Annotated in this window: 18 protein-coding genes and 1 pseudogene; 16 read left to right on the top strand and 3 right to left on the bottom strand. The window is 47.0% G+C overall.

Annotated elements, in window-relative coordinates; genetic code table 11:
* The first annotated feature begins 330 nt into the window (after window positions 1-330).
* The 13 genes and pseudogenes from DU481_RS07340 (at window position 331) to DU481_RS07280 (ending at window position 12989) form a co-directional block, all read left to right on the top strand.
* The gene (locus tag DU481_RS07340) at window positions 331-558 is read left to right on the top strand and encodes a hypothetical protein (RefSeq protein ID WP_090314841.1); all 228 of its coding nucleotides are present in this window, start codon (window positions 331-333) and stop codon (window positions 556-558) included.
* Between the two features lie 49 nt (window positions 559-607).
* Complete coding sequence (locus tag DU481_RS07335; protein ID WP_350133548.1) at window positions 608-2350, top strand: nitrite/sulfite reductase; 1743 nt, start codon at window positions 608-610, stop codon at window positions 2348-2350.
* A gap of 5 nt (window positions 2351-2355) precedes the next feature.
* The gene (locus DU481_RS07330) at window positions 2356-2883 is read left to right on the top strand and encodes a DUF934 domain-containing protein (protein ID WP_350133547.1); all 528 of its coding nucleotides are present in this window, start codon (window positions 2356-2358) and stop codon (window positions 2881-2883) included.
* Window positions 2880-3578: a phosphoadenylyl-sulfate reductase gene (locus DU481_RS07325; protein ID WP_090314846.1), complete on the top strand. Its 699-nt coding sequence runs from the start codon at window positions 2880-2882 to the stop codon at window positions 3576-3578. The genes DU481_RS07330 and DU481_RS07325 overlap by 4 nt, the downstream gene beginning before the upstream one ends.
* Window positions 3579-3637: 59 nt before the next feature.
* A pseudogene (locus DU481_RS07320) lies at window positions 3638-3904 on the top strand (GTP-binding protein); the annotation flags it as partial.
* A gap of 232 nt (window positions 3905-4136) precedes the next feature.
* A complete protein-coding gene (locus tag DU481_RS07315; RefSeq protein WP_090314848.1) occupies window positions 4137-4559 on the top strand; it encodes a response regulator in 423 nt (140 codons plus the stop codon).
* Between the two features lie 72 nt (window positions 4560-4631).
* Complete coding sequence (locus DU481_RS07310) at window positions 4632-5846, top strand: EAL domain-containing protein (protein ID WP_350133546.1); 1215 nt, start codon at window positions 4632-4634, stop codon at window positions 5844-5846.
* Window positions 5847-5942: 96 nt separating this feature from the next.
* Window positions 5943-9482 carry an FAD-dependent oxidoreductase gene (locus tag DU481_RS07305; RefSeq protein ID WP_350133555.1) on the top strand — a complete coding sequence of 1180 codons (3540 nt, stop codon included), beginning with the start codon at window positions 5943-5945 and terminating at the stop codon, window positions 9480-9482.
* Window positions 9483-9488: 6 nt separating this feature from the next.
* Window positions 9489-9632, top strand: a complete 144-nt coding sequence (locus DU481_RS07300; RefSeq protein ID WP_350133545.1) for a hypothetical protein — start codon at window positions 9489-9491, stop codon at window positions 9630-9632.
* A gap of 5 nt (window positions 9633-9637) precedes the next feature.
* On the top strand, window positions 9638-9874 hold the full coding sequence (locus DU481_RS07295; protein ID WP_350133544.1) for an Hpt domain-containing protein: 237 nt from the start codon (window positions 9638-9640) through the stop codon (window positions 9872-9874).
* 283 nt (window positions 9875-10157) lie between these two features.
* The gene (locus tag DU481_RS07290) at window positions 10158-11285 is read left to right on the top strand and encodes a Re/Si-specific NAD(P)(+) transhydrogenase subunit alpha (protein WP_350133543.1); all 1128 of its coding nucleotides are present in this window, start codon (window positions 10158-10160) and stop codon (window positions 11283-11285) included.
* Between the two features lie 15 nt (window positions 11286-11300).
* A complete protein-coding gene (locus DU481_RS07285; protein ID WP_090314859.1) occupies window positions 11301-11609 on the top strand; it encodes an NAD(P) transhydrogenase subunit alpha part 2 in 309 nt (102 codons plus the stop codon).
* Window positions 11610-12989 carry an NAD(P)(+) transhydrogenase (Re/Si-specific) subunit beta gene (locus DU481_RS07280; protein WP_350133542.1) on the top strand — a complete coding sequence of 460 codons (1380 nt, stop codon included), beginning with the start codon at window positions 11610-11612 and terminating at the stop codon, window positions 12987-12989. It begins immediately after the preceding gene.
* 82 nt (window positions 12990-13071) lie between these two features.
* Here DU481_RS07280 and DU481_RS07275 read toward each other — a convergent pair whose 3' ends face one another.
* Window positions 13072-14586: an EAL domain-containing protein gene (locus DU481_RS07275; RefSeq protein WP_350133541.1), complete on the bottom strand. Its 1515-nt coding sequence runs from the start codon at window positions 14584-14586 to the stop codon at window positions 13072-13074.
* An 85-nt stretch (window positions 14587-14671) separates the two neighbouring features.
* Complete coding sequence (locus tag DU481_RS07270) at window positions 14672-15511, bottom strand: phosphoglycerate mutase (protein WP_350133540.1); 840 nt, start codon at window positions 15509-15511, stop codon at window positions 14672-14674.
* A 493-nt stretch (window positions 15512-16004) separates the two neighbouring features.
* Between DU481_RS07270 and icd the strand changes: the two genes are divergently transcribed.
* Window positions 16005-17255 carry an NADP-dependent isocitrate dehydrogenase gene (icd, locus tag DU481_RS07265; protein ID WP_350133539.1) on the top strand — a complete coding sequence of 417 codons (1251 nt, stop codon included), beginning with the start codon at window positions 16005-16007 and terminating at the stop codon, window positions 17253-17255.
* Window positions 17256-17377: 122 nt separating this feature from the next.
* On the opposite strand, the gene DU481_RS07260 is transcribed toward icd, so the two are convergent.
* On the bottom strand, window positions 17378-17581 hold the full coding sequence (locus DU481_RS07260) for a cold-shock protein (RefSeq protein ID WP_013964362.1): 204 nt from the start codon (window positions 17579-17581) through the stop codon (window positions 17378-17380).
* A gap of 288 nt (window positions 17582-17869) precedes the next feature.
* Here DU481_RS07260 and clpS point away from each other — a divergent pair, with 288 nt between their 5' ends.
* Window positions 17870-18178, top strand: coding sequence for an ATP-dependent Clp protease adapter ClpS (gene clpS, locus DU481_RS07255; RefSeq protein WP_090314870.1), 309 nt, complete (start codon window positions 17870-17872; stop codon window positions 18176-18178).
* A gap of 1 nt (window position 18179) precedes the next feature.
* Window positions 18180-20435: an ATP-dependent Clp protease ATP-binding subunit ClpA gene (gene clpA / locus DU481_RS07250; RefSeq protein ID WP_350133538.1), complete on the top strand. Its 2256-nt coding sequence runs from the start codon at window positions 18180-18182 to the stop codon at window positions 20433-20435.
* Window positions 20436-20574 lie beyond the last annotated feature (139 nt).

Here is a 20574-nt window from a genome sequence, read left to right as displayed (position 1 = left end):
TGCAGTTGCAAGATTTATTCTGTCAGGTTCTCTGGTCAGTTTCATTTATCATACACACTAGAATTGATTGTCGTGACAAGTTACAGGCGATTCCGCTTGGTTTTTTGATAAAATAACAAACTACGCTAAGCTCCAGTAGTAAAAATAATGTGGACAAGAACGGCTAAATACCGGTAACGGCTGATCAATACGATTGCAGTGTGTTCAATTTTAATAGAAGCATAGAAGCTGTTCCGTGCATCAAGCTGACAGATGAGCGGCTGGGGTGGCGGATTGCTGATCCATTGGCAGGTCTCGGCAATTTCCCATTAATGAAACTAGGATTGATTAATGAGTACAAATATTGAGAATAAACCGAAACAAGTAACATGGTTTAATGGTTGTGGCGGACGGATCGGTATCGTGGTGGGTGAAAGCGGTGAGCATGCCTATATCGGCATGGCATTGCGGCATGATGAAGACGATGATGTGGACCATATCATGAAGTATGGCGCCAAATTTCCATTGGATGCGGCCCTATTGCTGCCGGTGTCGAAACGGTATACGCAAGAATCCTAAAGGCATAATCCATTGGGTATCTTTGAATGAATAGGCGGGGAAATTAACGATGTATCGCTATGATGAATATGATCAGCAAATAGTGGATGAACGTGTCAGGCAGTACCGTGATCAGGTGCGCCGCCGTCTTTCCGGTGAATTGACCGAGCAAGAGTTTTTGCCGTTGCGGCTGCAAAACGGTTTGTACATGCAAATACATGGGTACATGTTACGGATTGCGGTGCCCTACGGCCTGATTTCTTCGCAGCAGATGCGTATGTTTGCGCATATTGCGCGTAAGTATGATCGCGATTATGGTCATTTCACCACACGTCAGAACATTCAGTTTAATTGGCTCAAATTGCAGGATACACCCGATATCCTCGCCGATTTGGCGTCGGTGCAAATGCACGGTATTCAAACTTCCGGCAATTGTGTGCGTAACATCACCTCGGATGAATTTGCCGGTGTTGCACAGGACGAAGTGGTGGATCCGCGCCCGTATGCCGAGATTTTGCGCCAATGGAGCACATTTCATCCGGAATTTGCCTATTTGCCGCGCAAATTCAAGATCGCCATCAGCGGAGGTAAAGAAGACCGTGCAGCCATTTATGCGCACGATATTGGATTGGCGGCTATCAAAAATGCGCAAGGCGAAGTTGGTTTCCGGGTTGTGGTGGGTGGCGGATTGGGACGTACACCGATTATTGGCAGTGAGATTTGTGAATTTGTGCCATGGCAGCATATTTTGACGTATGTCGAATCCATTCTGCGGATATATAACCAATATGGCCGCCGCGACAATAAATATAAAGCGCGTATCAAGATTCTGGTCAAGGCGCTGGGGATCGATGAATTCAAACGTCAAGTCGAAGCCGATTGGGCGGATCTGAAGGACGGTCCCGGCACGTTAACCGGCGAGGAAGTCGATCGGGTCGCATCATTCTTTACCGATCCGGTGTATGAAACATTACCCGATCATGATTCGAAGTTGAATGAATTCAAAGCGGACAGCCGCTCGTTCTCGAATTGGCTTTCGCGCAACGTGAAGCCGCACCGGGTTCCCGGTTATGCGATTGTCGTATTGTCATTGAAAAAACCGGGCAATGCCCCCGGCGATGCTACCGCTGAGCAAATGAATTTTGTTGCGGATCTGGCGGATCGCTACAGTTTCGGTGAATTGCGCATCACGCATAAACAGAATCTGGTATTGGCGGACGTCCGGCAAAAGGATTTGATCAGTCTGTGGCAAGAGGCTTCCGCTCAAGAGCTGACGACGCCCAATATCGGTATGCTGACTGATATTATCAGTTGCCCGGGCGCGGAATTCTGCACGCTAGCTAACGCACGCTCGATTCCACTGGCGAAATTGATTGCCGAGCGTTTTGAGAATCTGGATTATTTGTACGATATCGGTGAAATTACGCTGAATATTTCTGGTTGCGTCAATGCCTGCGGGCAGCACCACATCGGCAATATCGGTATCACCGGTGTGGAGAAGAAAGATCACGATGAGTGGTATCAAGTATCAATCGGCGGCGCGGAAGGTAACGATAGCTCGATCAGCAAAATTATCGGTCCTTCCTTTACTTTTCATCAAGTGCCGGAAGTCATTGAACGCTTGATTCATGTCTATTTGCGTGAACGCTTCGAAGACGAAAGTTTTATCAGCACGGTACGCCGCATCGGCCATGCGCCTTTCAAAGAACATGTCTATGCGACCGATTTCGTTGCGCAGGAAGATGAAGCCGCCGGCAAACACGTCGTGCTGCCCGCGCAATATGAGGTGCCTTATTATTCACCTAGGTTTTAATGGATATGATTATCAAAAATAAAGCTATTGTCGCGGATGATTGGACCGTGTTGCGGCTGCAGGAACAAGAAACACCTGAAAATGTTATTGTTGCAGCCGGTAAAGTCATCGTGCCGCTGCAAGTATGGCAAGCGCAGCGCGCAGCATTGCAGGATCGCAAGGAAATCGGCGTATGGCTGGCCAGCGATGAGCGGCCAGAAGAATTGAAAGGCGATATAGAAAAATTTTCCGTGATTGCGGTTGATTTTCCGAAATTCTCGGATGGCCGTGGTTACTCGATCGCCTTTAATCTGCGTGCGCGCTTAGGGTATAGCGGAGAGTTGCGTGCGATTGGCGATGTATTGCGCGATCAGTTGTTTTATTTGCAGCGCGTGGGTTTTGACGCGTTTGCGCCTCGCCCGGACCGGAAAATTGAAGATGTAATAAAAGGTTTGAGTGATTTTTCTGAAGTGTATCAAACTTCGTTTGATCAAAAACTGCCGTTATTCCGGCGTGTACAGCGCAAAGCAAATGAAGCGGCATCCGGTCAATGAGTGATTTGCAACAAAAAATCGAGCAGGTTGTTGCGGTTCTGACCGAAACAATCCGTGACTTTGCGCCGGTGACCTTTGCCAACAGCTTGGGCGCGGAAGATATGGTCTTGACCGATATCATTGACCGCTATCAGCTCGATATCGATATGTTCAGTCTGGATACCGGCCGCTTGCCGCAAGAGACTTATGATTTGATGCAAGTCGTGCGGGAGCGGTACAAAACACCGTTGCGCATCTATTTTCCCAATGTAAAACAGGTTGAGGCCTATGTCGCCGAGCATGGCGTCAATGGGTTTTATGACAGTATCGAGTTGCGCAAGGCATGTTGCCATATCCGTAAAGTCGAGCCACTGCGTCGCGCCTTGCAGGGTAAACGTGCCTGGATCACCGGTATGCGAAGTGAACAAGCATCGACCCGGTCGAATTTGAAAGTATCGGCTTACGACATGGATAATCGCATGCAGAAGGTCAATCCATTACTGGAATGGTCCAATGCGGAAGTTTGGGAATATCTCAAGCACTATGACGTGCCTTATAACAAACTGCATGACAAATTTTATCCCAGTATCGGTTGCGCGCCCTGCACTCGTGCCATTACCCCGGGGGAAGACATCCGTTCCGGGCGCTGGTGGTGGGAAGCACCGGAAAACAAAGAATGCGGATTGCACAGCGGCAAGGTTGTACCCATAAAATAACATCTGCGATTTGTTTGATGTGCCATCGTTGTAAACCGTCTGAGTTCGGCTGGAATCAGCTTGACCGTGTATTGCATGACTCAAAGTCTATTCTTGAAGATCAGTTAGCCTCCATCACCCATACAACACGTAAACGCGGCGGCGAAGGTGTCTTTATCGTTACTGACTGACGGATTGCAGGCCGAACGTGAGTAAGGGATTACCATCGATGGGGCTTACCGCTATTTCGCCACGCCAAACGCAAATTCATCATCGCCGATACACCCGGGCATGAACAATATACTCGTAATATAGTTACCGGCGCGTCGATAGCAAGTCTGGCAATTACGAATAATTGCTGAATGACTGCTGCTGGATCTGAACGAAAATAAAACTGAACTTGTGGTTAATATTGCCGTGTCTTTCCCCTGTAAATTCGGGGGAGATTCATTGCGGCCGTGGTGCGTATTTCCGAGTGATATCAAATCAAGTATGCGATAAATTCGCAGATGCAGGTAGAATATCGACTGGAATCCATCGGGCTGGAAGTGCAAGGAAATATTAAATCAAGCTAACAGTATGAATTTAATAAAAGAACAAGATAAGAGACTGAAAGGATTTACTATCCTGGTGGTGGAAGATAACGAGTTAAACCAGCAAGTTGCAAAAGGCTTGCTGGAATATAATGGCGCGACTGTAGCGATAGCGAATCATGGGAAAGAAGCATTGGAAATGTTAAGTGAATTTCCCTTTGACTGCGTGTTGATGGATATTCAAATGCCTGTGATGGATGGCTTGGAAGCCACGCAATTAATCCGTGCCAACCCGCAGTGTCCGGATACTTTGATCATAGCGGTAACAGCCAATGCAGATCAGCATCACAAAGATTTATGCCAAAACGCGGGCATGAATGATTTTTTGACAAAACCAATTGATCCAGAGCGATTGGTGAATACACTATTAAAGTGGCTGATGCCCAAGCCGGATGTACGGATTTCATGAGCGCTAAGAGATAAAAATGAATGGTTTTTTCTTGCTGAATCGGCGGCATTTGATTGAGTATTAATTTTCTGGATGAATAACGAAAAGCCGATACGTGTGCTGGTGCTCGACGATGACAGATTTATGCTTGAATTTGTCAGTCATTTGCTCAGGGATCTGGGTGTCAGCGAAGTGCTGGTTGCTGAAGATGGCAAGGCTGGTTTATTTGTTATGTCTGCACAAGTCTCTGCGATTGACTTGCTGATTTGTGACATTGAAATGCCGGGTATGGATGGCATTGAGTTTTTGCGCAATATTGCGGATCAGTACTACAGCGGTAAGATTGTGTTATTTTCCGGTGTTAATCCCGATTTGCTCAAAGCAACAGAACGCTTGGCTTCCGTACGCGGATTGAATGTCATTGGCACGCTGGCTAAACCGGTGACGGTCGGTTCGCTGGCAGCCCTTTTGGCGCAACTATCGATACCCATCTCGAGGCGCCCTGATCCTGCCCGGATACGGCAGATTTTCACGGTGGAAGAGATTCAGCAGGCCTTGGCGGCGGATCAGATTGATTTATTTTATCAACCTAAAATCGCCGTTTCCAACCGCCGTGTTACCAGTGTCGAATGCTTGGCACGATGGCGCCATACGCAATACGGATATGTTTCACCGGATAACTTCATACCCGTGATTGAGCAAAGTGGATTGATTAATGACTTTACTCGCGATGTATTAAGAAAATCCGCGCAACAACTAGATTTGTGGCTACAGGAAGGGTTTGATTTAAAAGTTTCTGTCAATGTTTCAATGGAAAATCTGGATCGGTTTAATTTGCCGGAAATTTATGAGGCGGCCGTGCGCGAGTGTTATGTGCCGATTGACCGGATAACATTGGAAATTACCGAAGGCAAGCTGGGAAAGGATTTTGCGCAATCCTTGGATATCCTGACTCGGCTTAGATTGAAAGGGTTTGGATTGTCTATCGATGATTTTGGCATCGGCTATTCATCGATGGAGACGCTCAAACATATGCCCTTTACCGAACTCAAGGTCGATCGGATTTTCGCGCATGGCGCGGCAAAAGATCCGGCGACTCGTGCCATTCTGGAGTCGAGTATAAAATTGGGTAAGGCGCTGGGTTTGAATGTGGTGGTGGAAGGCATTGAAGTCGGAACAGATTGCCAGTTGGCGGTAGAACTCGGATGTGATGAAATTCAAGGATTTTATATTGCAAAACCGATGCCCGGTGGTGAGTTTACCGAATGGCTATCGAAACATGAAAAAACAATCGATGAGCGATTCTAAACCATCAGGGTTTCAGACAATAACCAAATACCGACTGGAAGTACATTCGTATAAAATTAAGCAATAAGAGACTAATTGATTAAGAATATGACAAAAATGGATGCAACGTTGCACACTCAAACAGAAACAATTGCTGATACTTCAAATTTTAGTTTTGGTTTTACTATTGCCGATTTCTACCGGCGTAGCGGCTTGGTAAAGCTGGATCAAGTATTTCTGGATTTTCTTCGCACCGGCGATGAAGCCCTGTATAAACAATTAGAGATTGCGCGCGCACATCCCGATGATTTGCTGCCTAAAGATGAGTCCGCCTTATTGATCGAGATTGCGCCTTGGCTGGAAGATTTCATTGCCCGGTTGTTCAACATTGAGACCGAAGTGCAACAATTGGCGGCGCGGCATCATGAATTGGCGCCGCTGTATTTTTGTAAGCGGCAATTTGTTCAGCGCCGCGCCAAAGGTAAAGTGAGTGATGAAGAGTTGGCAGGCATTGATGGCTTGGCACTGGAAAAAGAGTTGGCGGTGGAATTCGGTGAGGCTTTCTCAGAGCTGGCTTTTGCGACCAAAGTAACGCAGTGGATGGACGCGGAAGCAGAAAACGAGGCGCGCTTGAACAAGGCGTTGCACTATGCCGCTTGGGCGCTACGCACACCGGCGGGCCAGCAGCATACGCATCAGGGTATTTTGTTCAAATCTCCTGCAAAACTGGATTTTCAGCATCTGTTGTCGCTGCAAACGGACGACTCGGCCGGTTATACGATGCACCGGCTCGGGCATTTGCGTGAACGCAACGGTTTTGCATTGACCGATGACGGCACCGATCTGATGGGCGCGCTTGATGAGACCAATTACTGCATCTGGTGCCATGAACAAGGCAAGGACTCGTGCTCCAAGGGGTTGATACAAAAATCCAAGTCTCCGGATGAGCCATCCGCATTCAAACGTAGCGAACTGGGCGCATTGCTGGCGGGTTGTCCGCTGGAAGAGCGTATTTCGGAGTTTCATAAACTCAAATCGCAGGGTGTCGCCGTGGGCAGTTTGGCCATGATTACGCTGGATAATCCGATGTGTGCCGGAACTGGCCACCGTATCTGCAACGATTGCATGAAATCCTGCATCTATCAGAAGCAAGAGCCGGTTGATATTCCGCAAGCCGAGACCCGTACGTTGAAGGACGTATTGGCGCTGCCGTGGGGATTTGAGATTTATAGTCTGCTGACGCGCTGGAATCCTTTGAACCTGCACCGTCCGGTACCGAAACCGGCATCCGGACGCAAGGTTCTGGTGGTGGGCATGGGGCCCGCTGGTTACACGCTGGCGCATCATTTAATGAATGAAGGGCACACCGTCGTCGGTATTGACGGGCTTAAGATCGAACCTCTGCCGGGAAACATCTCAGGTGTTAACCAGAAGGGTGAACGTGTGCCATTTCAAGCGATCCGCCTTGCCAGTACGCTGGAAGAAAATCTGGATCAACGTATGCCGGGCGGTTTTGGCGGGGTGGCGGAATACGGCATTACCGTGCGCTGGAATAAAAACTTTCTGAAACTGATCCGCTTGTTACTGGAGCGCCGGGAAGAATTCGCATTGTTCGGCGGTGTACGTTTTGGCGGCACATTGACGACCGATGATGCTTTTGCCATGGGGTTCGACCATGTAGCCTTGGCTGCGGGTGCCGGGCGTCCGACTGTGCTGGACTTGCCGAATGGATTGGCGCGCGGTGTACGGGCGGCATCGGATTTTCTGATGGGGCTGCAACTGACAGGAGCTGCGCAGAGCGATTCTATTGCCAATATGCAGTTACGCTTGCCGGTGGTGGTGATTGGCGGCGGTTTGACCGCAATCGATACCGCAACGGAAGCACTGGCATATTATCCGGTACAGGTGGAAAAATTCTTGCAGCGCTATGAAATTCTAACGGCGGTGCAGGGGGAAGCGGCAATCCGTGCAGTATGGGATGAGGAAGAACAGCAAATTGCCGATGAATTTCTCGCGCATGCCCGCGCCATTCGCGCCGAACGCGCGGCGGCTGAACAGGAAAAACGCACGCCGCGTATCATCCCTCTGCTGCAATCCTGGGGTGGCGCAACCATCGCCTACCGCAAGCGATTGATCGACAGCCCCTCTTACACGCTGAACCATGAAGAAGTGGAGAAAGCGCTGGAAGAAGGAATCTGGTTTGCCGAGGGAATGACGCCAACGCGGGTCAATATTGATGCTTGGGGGCATACTCAGTCGGTGCAGTTTGCTGTACAGAAACGTGATGAGACAGGGCAATGGCAGGATAGCGGCAAGGTTGAGTTACCGGCGCGCGCTTTGCTCGTTGCTGCGGGCACCCAACCCAATACGGTACTGGCACGTGAAGATGAAAAAATTTATCAACTCGATGGCCGCTACTTCAATGCTTGCGATGAAGAAGGTAACCCCATCAAGCCGACGTATGCCAATCCCAAACCGGATTATCCATCGGTATTGCTGAGCCGCTACAAGGATGCGCAAGATGGCCGTTTCATCAGTTTCTTCGGCGATTTGCACCCTTCTTATTCGGGCAACGTTGTGAAAGCGATGTCCAGCGCCAAACAAGGTTATCCGGTGGTAAGCCGAGTACTGGAGAGGATCAAACCGTCGCTGGATCAACCCGCCGGGCAATTCTTCGCAAACTTGAACAACCGGTTGCGGGCAATAGTTCACAAAGTGGAGAGGCTTGCGCCGAATATTATCGAAGTGGTTGTTCATGCGCCGATGGCGGCAGAGCATTTTCAGCCGGGTCAGTTCTACCGCTTCCAGAATTTTGCCACGCTGGCGACACAGGCCGAAAATACCCGGCTGGCGATGGAAGGTCTTGCATTGACGGGAGCTTCGGTGGACATTGAACGCGGACTGGTTTCGCTCATTGTTCTGGAAATGGGCGGATCTTCCGATCTGTGCATGATGTTGAAACCGGGTGAGCCGGTTGTGCTGATGGGGCCAACGGGAACACCGACAGAAATTCCATCCAATGAAACCGTGGTGTTGGTGGGTGGCGGTTTAGGCAATGCGGTGCTGTTTTCCATTGGCGCGGCGGCACGTGCAGCCGGATCGAAAGTGCTGTATTTCGCCGGCTACAAAAAGCTGGTCGACCGCTACAAAGTGGCGGAAATTGAGGCTGCAGCTGACATCGTGGTATGGTGCTGCGATGAAGCGCCGGGTTTTACGGCGACGCGCCCGCAAGATAAAAGTTATGTTGGGAATATTGTCCAGGCCATGGTGGCTTATGCCAGTGGTGAACTGGGTGAGCAACCGGTGGCCTTGTCCGATGCGGATCATATTATTGCGATCGGCTCGGATCGTATGATGGCGGCGGTCGGGGTTGCGCGTCATCATCAGTTGAAGCCTTACTTGAAAGCAGATCATTTTGCGATCGGTTCGATCAACTCGCCGATGCAGTGCATGATGAAGGAAATCTGCGCGCAGTGCCTACAACCGCATGAAGATCCTGAGACCGGAAAAATTACGTATGTATTCTCCTGCTTCAATCAGGATCAGCCATTGGATCAGGTCGATTTCCCTGGGCTTGCAACGCGCTTGCGTCAGAATACGGTGCAAGAGAAACTGACCAGCCGCTGGATTGATCGTTGTTTAAAAACTGGAGTATGACGGGAAGTGATAAAACAAGTCGAAGCAGGGCCGGATCCGGAGTCGCCGTTGCCGGTTGATATTTCAGTGATGAGTCAGATGTTTCATAACAACCCAGCGTTGGTACGTAAATTCGGCCTCAAATTTATCGAAGTGGCCAATGTACGTTAGTGGAAATGAAAGCCGCGCAAGCTGAAAAAGATTTGCTTGCGCTTGGCCGCTTAGGACATAAATTGAAATCTTCGGCCAGAACAATCGGTGCTGCGAGTTTTGCCGATTTATGCGAAGCCCTAGAGGCAGCGGGTGTCAGTAATGACTGGTCCGGTGCGGAATCGTTACTAACGAAGATCCCACCCCTGCTGGAGCGGATTACGCAACAATTGGAAAACGAATTTAGCAAAATGGATGAGTGACTGCGCGGTAAAAATCGCATGTTTTGCTAGCAGCTTAAGAAAAATGCATTGAGGTGAGTGTCGGAGCAGCCGGTTTCATCCGCTGCTCTGTACGCTTCATGTGTTGTCATTATCACTACAATAAACTGGGTGAGTCATCAAAGAATCCAGTCATATCAAGTTTTTCCTGATCCAATTAATGGCATTGCGCGCAAATTGATTTATAATCCGCAATTCATTAAAAAATTAAGCACAATTTTAGTTTTTATTTGCAAGCAGGTTGGCAAGAAAAGGGAGATTATCAATGCATATAGGCATACCAGCAGAAATTCGCGGCGGAGAAACGCGTGTAGCAGCTACACCGGAGACCGTGAAAAAATATACTGCCAAGGGTGTTCATAAGGTTTCAGTACAATCAGGCGCTGGGGCTGGAGCCAGTATACCGGATTCGGCCTATCAAGAGGCCGGTGCGACGATTGTCGCTGACGCGGCTGAGTTGTATGCGCAAGCGCAAATTGTACTCAAAGTGCGTGGCCCGGAATCCGCCGAGCTGGCTATGATGCGCAAGGATGCGGTATTGCTGGGGTTATTGACGCCGCATCATAAGGAAAGTGTCGATGCGCTGACGCAGCATGGGTTGACTGCATTTGCGATGGAAAAATTGCCGCGTATTTCGCGCGCCCAGAATATGGATGTTTTGTCATCGCAAGCAAACATCGCAGGCTATAAAGCGGTGATCATGGCGGCCAATGTGTATCAAAAATTCTTTCCCATGTTGATGACCGCGGCGGGTACTGTCAAAGCAGCGCGGGTATTGATTTTGGGTGCGGGTGTTGCTGGTTTGCAAGCGATTGCTACGGCGAAAAGATTAGGGGCTGTGGTTGAAGCTTTTGATGTGCGTCCGGCGGTGAAAGAACAAGTGGAAAGTTTGGGCGCCAAGTTTGTGGAAGTGCCGCTCAGCGATGAAGAAAAAGCCAAGGCCGAGACAGCAGGCGGTTATGCAACCGAGATGTCGGATGATTACAAACGGCGCCAGGGTGAATTAGTGCATGAACGTGCGATCGCGGCAGATATTATTATCACCACCGCGCTAATTCCAGGACGACCAGCGCCTGTTCTGATCAAGGAAGAAACCGTTCAGGCGATGAAACCGGGTTCGGTGATCGTCGATATGGCGGTGGAAGCTGGCGGTAATTGCCCGTTATCGGAATTAAATCGAACTGTAGTCAAACATGGCGTGCATCTGATTGGTATTGCGAATCTGCCCGGTTTGGTGGCAGCGGATGCCAGCACTCTGTATGCGCGCAACCTGATGAATTTTCTGAATCTGATGCTTGATCCGGCAAGCGGTGAATTAAAAATAGATCGTACGGATGAGATCATTGCGGGAACATTACTGTGCGGCGGCGGAGAGATCGCCGCTACGTCATAATTTAAAGGAGTAATCATGATTGGTGAAGTCGATCCGGTGATTGTCAATTTAACGGTCTTTGTGCTGGCTATTTTTGTCGGCTACCATGTGGTGTGGAACGTCACACCCGCACTGCATACCCCGCTCATGTCGGTAACCAACGCCGTTTCCGGTATTATCTTGGTTGGTGCCATGCTGGCGGCCGGTCCTGCGGAAACCGACTGGGGTGTCTGGCTGGGCGCCGCAGCGGTTACGTTGGCTGCGATTAATGTATTCGGCGGGTTTCTGGTAAGTCAGCGCATGCTGGAAATGTTCAAGAAAAAAGATAAAAAAGGAAACGCCTAAATGTCAGCAAATCTGGTTGCACTTGCATATTTAGTAGCTTCGGTATTCTTCATACTGGCGTTAAAGGGGCTGAGCTCGCCCGAGTCTGCGCGCCGCGGCAATCTTTTTGGCATGATTGGCATGGCCATTGCTGTTGCCACAACACTGACGCTGACGCAAAACTGGATTTTGATTTTAGGTTGTATCGCCGTGGGCGGTCTAATCGGTGCAATCGTGGCGCAACGCGTGCAAATGACTGCAATGCCTGAGCTGGTTGCATTTATGCATTCGCTGGTTGGTTTGGCGGCAGTTTTTATCGCGATTGCAGCAGTCAATAATCCGGTTTCGTTCGGTTTGCCCGCGGTATTGCCTGCGGGTAGTAAGCTGGAACTATTTTTGGGCACGTTTATCGGCGCCATGACATGGTCAGGCTCCGTCATTGCATTCTTAAAACTGTCGGGGCGCATGAGTGGCACGCCGATCGTATTTAGCGGTCAGCATGCGGTCAATTTGCTGTTGGCGCTCGCGATGGTTGGTTGCGGTTTATGGTTCTTCTTCAGTGAAACGACCAATTGGACCGCATTTATTGCCATGACCGCAATCGCGTTTGTGCTGGGATTCTTGATTATCATCCCAATCGGTGGCGCGGATATGCCGGTGGTGATTTCCATGCTGAATTCCTACTCAGGCTGGGCTGCGGCAGGTATCGGCTTCTCGTTGGGTAATCCAATGCTGATCATTGCCGGATCGTTAGTGGGTAGTTCGGGTGCGATTCTCTCGTATATCATGTGTAAAGCGATGAATCGTCCATTCTTGTCCGTTATTCTGGGCGGGTTTGGCAGCGATGGCGGTACTGCGGCAGTGGATAGCGGCGAGCAAAAAACCCACCGTAGCGGTAGTGCCGACGACGCAGCTTTCCTGATGGGGAATGCCGATAGCGTGATTATCGTGCCGGGTTACGGTTTAGCCGTTGCCAGAGCGCAGCATGCGGTGAAAGAACTGGCCGAAAAATTGCATGAAAAAGGCGTCAATGTGCGCTTTGCCATACATCCGGTAGCCGGACGTATGCCAGGTCATATGAACGTGTTGCTGGCGGAAGCTGAGATTCCTTACGAACAAGTACAGGAAATGGAAGAAATCAACAGTGATTTCTCGAATACCGATGTGGTTTTGGTATTGGGCGCGAATGACGTGGTGAATCCTGCGGCTTATGTTTCCGGCAGCCCGATTTATGGCATGCCGATATTGGATGCGCATAAAGCGCGCACCGTTATGGTGGTTAAGCGCAGTATGGCGGTCGGTTACGCTGGACTTGATAATGACCTGTTCTATATGGATAAAACCATGATGATTTTTGGTGATGCCAAGAAAGTTGTGGAGAGTATGGTCAAAGCTCTATGATGTAACGGATTTTAGAATCTAAAAACAAAAGGCGCAATTATGGTTAATTGCGCCTTTTGTTTTTATCAATACTTAAAAAGCGCTAAGCAACTGACTCAAGATCATTGAATGGATGCGGCTTAGCAATACCAAATCCTTGTGCATAGTCCACGCCAATTTCCCGCAGCTTTGCTGTGATGTCATCCGTTTCAACGAGCTCAGCGATTGTTTGAGTGCCGGCCTTAGTGGCAAATTGGTTAATGCTTATTATTTTTGCTAAGTCATCCTCATCGCGCAGTATGTTGCAAACAATGCTTCCATCAATTTTCAGATAATCGGTTTTGATCTTATCGAGCAGGCTGAATGATTCCGGGGTTTCATTGAAGCTGCATAGTGACACTAGGCACCCTAACTCACGAATTTTATTGATAAACGTGCAAGTGTCATTAGTAAGCGTTTCCGCATCGGAAATTTCAACTTCAAAACAAAGGCTGGCAGCAGGAACTCCTGTTCTCTTTAATAAATCTTGAATGAAACCGGGGAAGGCCTGATCGCTCAAGGAATCTTTGGCTACATTCAAATAAAATACTGAATTGGCATTAGGGTGATCCGACAGCCAATGGATAATATGATTAATGATCCACCGATCCAGCTTGGGCATCATCTTGAATTGATCGACAAGCGGTAGGAACGAGCCCGGGGGCATAAGATTATTCTCTTCTTCGTGCATACGGATCAGAATTTCGTAATGGGAAGACAAAGAAACTGAGGGTTTGATGGGAATTATTTTTTGGCAATATAAATTAAATTCCCCGCCGTCAATGGCCTGAGCGATACGCGCCGCGGTTATGCCTTGCTGTTTAGATGTCTGTGTGCTTGACTGAAAGCTTGCTTCGTTCTTAATAGGTACTGAATCGGATTTCTTGGGTTCCGCTTTTGCTGCGTTTTCTTCTTTGGTATTTTTGGGTAAAACACGGGTTTTTTCTTGTGCCCGAGGTGTGTGCAATGTATAGAAGCCAATTGTTTTGCCTTTATTATCAAGATGCGGGAGGTACTGCTCCGTGAAAATGTAAGGAAAACCCTTGGTGGATTTAAGAACACGTTCGTTATGTATGGTTTTCCCGGTTAAGATTTCTTCAATACGATTTTGAATATCGGAGAAAAATTCTTCATTCGAAAATTCCTTCAGATACCGACCATCAATCTGATCGGGTTTTAGTCCAAACCAGCGGCGGAAAATGCGGTTATGGTAACGGCAACGCATATCGCTATTAAAATAAGCCAGCATGACTGGAATGTTTTCATCGATAAACTGCGATTTTACTTTATTCTCGGAAGCGGTTTTTTCCGCCCACAACCGGTGCTTGATCTCATTACCTAACCTTTCCTTGCTTACAATAAGTTGATCGGAAAGATTCCGGGTATTTTTCTCTGTGCGTGCTATCTGAATGATTGTAATCAATATTATGAAGATTAATGAAAACCATAATGCAGTTTGCCAGTGCGGCGCGATTTCGGCGATCAAGTATGGACCAGCTGCTAGAGTGACTGCCAGCGCGAATGCAGTGCTGATGGCCAAATAAGGCTTAACAATATTAAATAAAGAAGTTTTTTGCACGGTAATTCCTTATTCCTGTTAGCTGAAATTCTTGGTAAAGAGATTGGCTGTAAAGATATCGCAAGAATGTTTGTTCATAATCCGGCTAGTGTTTTTTACTGTGGATGGAAAGCGGTTTGATTATGCGCCAAAATTTCCATAGGTCGGAGCTTGTCAACGAAAAGTTTCGCGATGAAGTCTCATTTAGCGTCGTGATGGTCAATTGATCGATTTTTCCTGCCTTTAATGCTGCATTTAAAGGAGAGAACCAGCTTTGCTCCATATCCTTAAGTGTTTCACGCCAGCCATAAGCATTCCTGTATTGGGCTTTCCCTCGCAATGAATCCAATACTACAAGATGATCACCGTTTGGTTGCGTCATGAGCCATTCATCGGCATCGGCCGGTAACTTTGAATGGCTTGTACCATGGGCGAGTGCTAATGCGCGAGGAAAATCATCGTTACTCCACATATGCGTATAAGGTGATCGGGCAAATTGCGGCATGCTGCCGCCACCCCATAGCCAGATGCTATTTATGGTTAATTCACCACGCGATTCACGCGTTTGATTGACCGAGTGTTCATGCAACAGCATTTGAATTTCATTGAAAATTTTATGCCATAGGATGCTGTCGGCACCGGATGGCAAAAAATTATTGATGTTTTTACAAGTGACCAGGCTAAGCATATGCGTTTGCATGTCTGCTATTGCAGGTAAGCGGATGTACCACCGGTCCGGTTGTAATGACAAAAAAGTGAACCCATCGGGACTGAAATTGTGATTGATATCTTGTATCAATTCATTGGCTTCTTCTTCGGTGATTTGGAAAGCTTGACTATCAGCGAGCATGATATGATTTTGTTCAATGCGAAGGTGAACAGGATCGGCACGCATCCAGAAATCTTTACTGGCTTTTGCTAGATCAGGAGCGTCGGTGTGTAACATGATTGGTGCAATAGGCCAGTTATTTTGTTGTCGTGCGATATTAAACTGTTGGCACAGCCAAGCTTCCATTGTGTGAATTGGATTTGTCGAGGAGATGCTTTTTGATAACAGTGTTTCCAAGTGACGCATCGATAATTCATCATAAATGTTTTGCTGCAATGCATCAGGCCAGAATAGATCGGGTATGAGAAGATTTAAATTCATTATAGTGAATAAATCACACGAGGTGATTTTTTTAATTTGTTGATTTTGCTGAATTGAGTTTGAATGCTGATTTGAATAGTCAGCATTAATAAAGGTTATTGCTGATATTGTCTGTCATGGAAAGGCATCCTCTTTATAACGTATAATGCTCAACGAGTTTAAGTCCATTCCAGTGTAAGAGTGAGAATTTTTCTTGCGGTGCGGTTGGGAAAGGGCAGCCATATAGTTTTGCATAAAAACCCCCGATAATTGGCTCATTATAAATTGTATTTGAATACTTGGAGATGCTATGTATCAGCATGTAAAGATACCCAGTGATGGAGAAAAAATTCGGATTAGTACCGATGGTTTGTTGACAGTGCCTGATAATCCAATCGTTCCTTTTATTGAAGGTGATGGGATTGGTATTGATATTACTCCAGTAATGAAAAAGGTTGTTGATTCGGCAGTTGAAAAGGCCTATGGCGGGAAACGCAAGATTTCATGGGTGGAAATCTTTGCAGGTGAGAAAGCTACGAAAGTGTATGGGGCGGATGTGTGGTTACCGGATGAAACCTTACAGGCTGCAAAAGAGTTTGTGGTATCGATTAAAGGTCCGCTTACAACTCCGGTGGGCGGGGGTATCCGTTCGATTAATGTTGCGTTGCGTCAGCAGCTCGATTTGTATATCTGTTTGCGGCCTGTACGCTATTTTAGCGGCGTACCCAGTCCTGTGAAAAGTCCGGAAAAAACGGATATGGTCATTTTCCGGGAAAATTCCGAGGATATTTATGCCGGCATTGAATGGGAAGCGGAATCTGAGTCTGCTAAGAAAGTAATTGATTTCTTAGTCAAAGATATGGGGGTGACGAGTATACGTTTTCCTCAAACCTCTGGTATCGGTATCAAACCCGTCTCAAGAGAAGGTACCGAGCGTTTTGTGCGCAAAGCCATTCAGTATGCCATTGACAATCAGCGCAAATCGGTAACGCTGGTGCATAAAGGCAATATCATGAAGTTTACTGAAGGCGCATTTAAGAAATGGAGTTATGCAGTGGCAGCCAATGAATTCGGAGCAGAGTTGCTGGATGGCGGTCCATGGATGAAATTACCGCAGGAAAAGGGCGGAATTATCATTAAAGATGTGATCGCGGATGCTTTTTTGCAGCAAATCTTATTGCGCCCGGAAGAATATGATGTGGTGGCTACTTTAAATCTGAACGGTGATTATATTTCTGATGCATTGGCTGCGCAGGTTGGTGGGATTGGTATTGCACCGGGAGCTAATTTGAGTGATTCAGTTGCGATCTTTGAAGCAACGCATGGCACTGCCCCTAAATATGCCGGGAAAGATCAGGTAAATCCTGGTTCGATTATATTATCTGCGGAGATGATGCTGCGTCATATGGGCTGGGTGGAAGCGGCCGATATGATTATCAGAGCGATGGAAGCAACTATTCAGCATAAGATCGTTACATATGACTTTGCGCGATTAATGCCGGGCGCTCAGCAGGTTTCGTGCTCTGCTTTTGGGAATGCGATGATTAAATATCTAGCTTAATAAAGATAGGATTTGAAAAGGAAGGTAAAAAAATGCCTCTTCCTGTAACAGGAAGAGGCATTTTACTATCAGGCTAAAACTTTATTATTGTCAATAAGTCCTAAACCAGTATTTTATAAAAGTTAAGCGGATTGGATGTTAGAGGCTTGTTTTCCTTTAGGTCCTTGAGTGACATCAAAACTCACTTTCTGGCCTTCTTTAAGGGTTTTAAATCCGGACATGTTGATTGCTGAGAAGTGCGCGAATAAATCTTCACTGCCATCATCTGGAGTAATAAAACCAAAACCTTTGGAATCGTTGAACCATTTTACTGTACCTGTTGCCATTTCTACTTCCTATATAAAAACTGGGCCGGAAACCCTAATACTATTTGAATTTCAAGACCATTGACGGATAAAACCAGTACCGCTGAAAACTTGAAGTCAAACGCCATTTGCTGTTTTACGCAAATCAAGGGTTAAAGTCAAGAGGTTACGGGATATTTATGTTTGCGGATTTGGTAATTATCTTAAGAGACTTGAAAATTTTGTCGTAATCGTCAAATATGTCATTACTGGAAGGAAGTATTTTTATGCTAATTATATTTATAATTGGAGTCAGATAGGGAAAGCGTGATGACGGAAAGCAACACAGAAGCCGTTAAACTTGCAGAGGATAAGGTAAAGCATGAACCGCCCCCACTGTATAAGATACTATTATTGAATGATGATTTTACACCGATGGAGTTTGTGATTGAGGTGTTGAAGCTATTTTTTTCTATGAATCAAGAGCAAGCGACGCGAATAATGTTAAAGGTGCATACGGAGGGAGTTGGAGTGTGTGGCATTTACCCGAGTGATATCGCAAGTACAAAGGTTAAGCAAGTGGTTGAATTTGCCAGGAAGAATCAGCATCCACTGAGATGTGTAATGGAGGAAAACTGAAATGATCGCGCCAGATTTGGAAGTCAGTTTGCACATGGCGTTTGTGGAGTCCAGGCAAAAACGCTATGAATTCATTACGGTGGAGCATTTGTTGTTGGCAATGCTGGATAACGCAAGCGCCGCTGAAGTATTGAATGCTTGTCTAGTCGACATTGAAGAGTTGCGGTTGGTATTGCTGGATCATATTTCACGGCATACTCCGGTCATTAAAGGCAGTGAAGAAGTTGACACGCAACCGACCTTGGGTTTTCAGCGGGTGATACAACGCGCCATATTGCATGTTCAGTCATCGGGAAAAAAAGAAGTGACCGGTGCTAATGTACTGGTGTCAATATTCGGCGAAAAAGATTCACACGCGGTTTATTTCTTGCATCAAAGAGGTGTGACACGTTTGGATGTGGTCAATTACATTTCTCATAATATCCGCAAAGTACCGCAAGAGAATGATGCTAAAACCGGGAGTGAAGGAGAGACAGAGCACGAGTCGAATGCCGGTGGATTGCTCGAAAGTTATACAGTGAATCTCAATCACTTGGCGCTAATCAATAAAGTTGATCCATTAATTGGGCGTGAAAAGGAAATCGAGCGTGTTATTCAAACGTTATGCAGGCGCCGTAAGAATAACCCATTGCTGGTTGGTGAAGCGGGTGTCGGAAAAACGGCAATTGCAGAAGGCTTGGCAAAACGTATTGTCGAAGAAGATGTGCCTGATCTTCTGCTAAAGCATCAGATTTATGCACTGGATATGGGAGCATTGTTGGCCGGCACCAAATATCGCGGTGATTTTGAGCAGCGCTTAAAAACATTGCTAAAACAACTCACTGATAATCCAAGTGCAATTCTATTCATTGATGAAATTCATACACTCATTGGTGCGGGTGCTGCATCCGGTGGAGTTCTGGATGCATCGAACCTGCTGAAACCGGTTTTAAGTTCGGGGCAATTACGATGTATTGGCGCAACCACTTTCAATGAGTATCGAGGTATCTTCGAGAAGGACCATGCATTATCAAGACGTTTCCAGCAAATAGAAGTAAATGAACCCAGTGTTGATGAGACAGTGGCTATTTTACGCGGGCTGAAATCACGCTATGAGCAGCACCACAAGGTTAAATATACTGCGGGTGCATTAGTTTCTGCAGCCGAACTATCGGAACGCTATATCAACGATAGGCATTTGCCGGACAAGGCCATCGACGTGCTCGATGAAGCGGGGGCTGCGCAACGATTATTACCGAAATCGAAGAAACGTAAAGTTATCGGCAAAAGTGAAATTGAAAGTGTAGTTGCGAAAATTGCACGAATTCCGCCGCAGAATATCTCGACCAATGATCGCAATAAGTTGAGAACACTGGGGCGTGATATGAAAGCGGTTGTTTTTGGGCAGGATAATGCAATCAATGCATTAACATCCGCGATCAAGATGGCCAGAAGCGGACTTGGTAATCCACGGAAACCGGTAGGCTCTTTCCTTTTTTCGGGTCCAACTGGGGTGGGAAAAACAGAAGTCGCTAGGCAACTGGCCTATGCATTAGGCATTCATTTGCATCGCTTTGACATGTCTGAATACATGGAACGTCATGCAGTGTCGCGCTTGATCGGCGCACCGCCCGGGTATGTCGGATATGATCAAGGCGGTTTGTTGACTGAGGCGATGATTAAACACCCCTATTCGGTTCTATTATTTGATGAGATCGAAAAAGCGCATACGGATGTTTTCAATATTTTATTGCAAGTCATGGATTATGGGACGTTGACGGACAACAATGGCCGCAAAGCTGATTTTCGCAACGTCATTATCATTATGACTACCAATGCAGGCGCCGAGTCTTTGACTAAATCCTCGATCGGATTTACGCAATCGAAGTCTGCGGGTGATGAATTGGTCGATATTAAGAAGCTTTTTACACCTGAATTCCGCAATCGGCTTGATGCCATTATTTCGTTTGCGCCGCTAAATCAGGAAATTATTCTGCAGGTAACCGATAAATTCTTGATTCAGCTTGAAACTCAATTGCATGAGAAGAAAGTGGAGGCCACATTTACGGATAAATTGCGGAATCATCTTGCAAAACATGGCTTCGATCCGCTCATGGGAGCTCGTCCGATGGAACGGCTGATACAAGACACCATTCGCAGCGCGTTAGCCGACGAGTTGTTGTTTGGGCGTTTAGTCAGCGGTGGTAAAGTGACGGTTGACATCGATGGCAACGATAAGGTGGTGCTGCTATTTGAGGAAGAAGCCGCAATTATTTGAATCTATTTGAGTTCCGTTGCAACTAAATAAAAGCGTGATATTGATATTTTACGGAGAATAAATGAAATACTGTTACGCGCTTTTATTTTTGTTCCATCCTTATTACCGCTAATTCAGACGGCGTTTGTGTAGATTTATC

This window comes from Nitrosomonas sp. (genome assembly GCF_040240425.1).
In the GTDB taxonomy this organism is placed as follows: domain Bacteria; phylum Pseudomonadota; class Gammaproteobacteria; order Burkholderiales; family Nitrosomonadaceae; genus Nitrosomonas.
The sequence above is the reverse complement of the archived record's forward strand: the minus strand, read 5'-3'. Positions and strand labels throughout refer to the sequence as shown.